A 1,555-nucleotide genomic window follows, 5' to 3' on the forward strand; every position below is an offset into this window, starting at 1 on the left:
GGGGGGGGTGCCTCTATGTCTTTCGTCAAGGTGCCTCTGTCGGGTTTGGGGTGATTCGGTCTTGCTGGGATTATGCGGCGAGCTCGACGTCCGCGGGCGTGCGGGATTCGTAGAAGGTTCCGTCTCGGAGCATGGCGAACAGGACGCTGATGCGTTGGCGGGCGAGGCGGAGGAGTGCCTGGGCGTGGGTCTTGCCGCGGGCGCGTTGCTTGTCGTAGTAGGTGCGGGAGGCCGGGTCGGCGTTCATGCAGGCGAAGGCGGACAGGAACATCGCCCGTTTGAGCTGGCGGTTTCCGCCCCGTGGCGCGTGTTCGCCGTGGATCGAGGTCCCGGACGACTTCGTGGTCGGGGCGAGGCCGGCGTAGGAGGCCAGGTGGGCGGCGGTGGGGAAGCTGGTGCCGTCGCCGACGGTGACCAGCAGGACGGCTGCGGTCCTGACGCCGACGCCCGGCATCGACGTCAGGACCGGGGAAAGAGGGTGCGCCTCCAGCAGGGCGTTGATCTGGGCTTCCAACGCCCGGCGCTGGGTGTGGACGGCGGCCAGGGAGGCTGCCAGGGAGGGGATGACGATGTCGAGGGTGCCGGTGCCCGGGACGACGACGGTCTGTTCATCGAGTGCGGTAAAGACGTCGTCGATCAGCCGCTGGGCCATGCGCGGGGCCTTGGGCCGGATCAGCTCCACGAGTCTGCGGCGACCGGCCCTGCGCAGGGCGGCCGGGGAGCCGTAGCGTTCCAGCACCCAGGTGACGGCCTGGTGGTCGAGGCGGGGTCCCAGGACGCGTTCGAGGCTGGGGTGGAACTGGGTGAGCAGGCCGCGTATCCGGTTGGAGGTGCGGGTCGCTTCGGCCGCGAGGTCCTGGTCGAAGCCGACGAGGACCGTGAGTTCGGCGGTGATCTCGTCGGTCAGCTCCAGGGATCGCAGGGTGTGCGGCATGGTGCGGGCCGCGTCCGCGATCACCGCGGCGTCCTTCGCGTCGGTCTTGGCCTCGCCGGGGTAGAGGTCGGCGATCCGGCGCATGGCCAGTCCGGGCAGGTAGGCGACACGGCAGCCCGCATCGCGGGCAACAGTCAGCGGCAGGGCGCCAATCGAGGCGGGCTGGTCGACGATCACCAAGACGGTGCCGAACTTGGCCCTGAGTTTGTCGAAGACGGCCCGCAGCTTCGGCTCGCTGTTGGGCAGCGGCTTGTCGAAGACCTTCTTCCCGGCCGGGGTGAGCCCGTGGCCGTGATGAGCGGTCTTGCCGACGTCCAGGCCCAGGAATACGCCCACGTCTTCGATCTCGAACATCGCGCCCCTTCCCAAGGGGTGTTGACGGTGCCGGCCTCGGCTCGGGTGTCGTGCTCGCGCATCCACGTTATGCAGACCTGCCGCCCGCGAACTGTCCGGCATTGCGCCGGACCGGACGGTGGCCGGACCTCTGATCAGCGTCTCCGACGGACACCTCCCGGGCCCGGTGACACCACCCCCCAGGTCATCCGATCGACAGGGGGCAAAAGTCATGCCGGGCCCGAAGGCCAGCGGCCCCATTGCAGGACCGCGAAGAACATAACGGGG

At 69.3% G+C, this 1,555-nt stretch carries 1 protein-coding gene; it reads right to left on the reverse strand.

Annotated elements, in window-relative coordinates; all coding sequences use genetic code 11:
- Window positions 1–70: 70 nt before the first annotated feature.
- A complete protein-coding gene (locus ABZ845_RS31920) occupies window positions 71–1,288 on the reverse strand; it encodes an IS110 family transposase (protein WP_360987045.1) in 1,218 nt (405 codons plus the stop codon).
- Window positions 1,289–1,555: the final 267 nt, after the last annotated feature.

Source organism: Streptomyces sp. NPDC047022 (assembly GCF_040644155.1).
In the GTDB taxonomy this organism is placed as follows: domain Bacteria; phylum Actinomycetota; class Actinomycetes; order Streptomycetales; family Streptomycetaceae; genus Streptomyces.

What these genes read in the sequence shown, in the direction of transcription:
- ABZ845_RS31920 (WP_360987045.1), bottom strand. Translation starts at nt 1,288, where the DNA reads ATGTTCGAGATCGAAGACGTGGGCGTATTCCTGGGCCTGGACGTCGGC.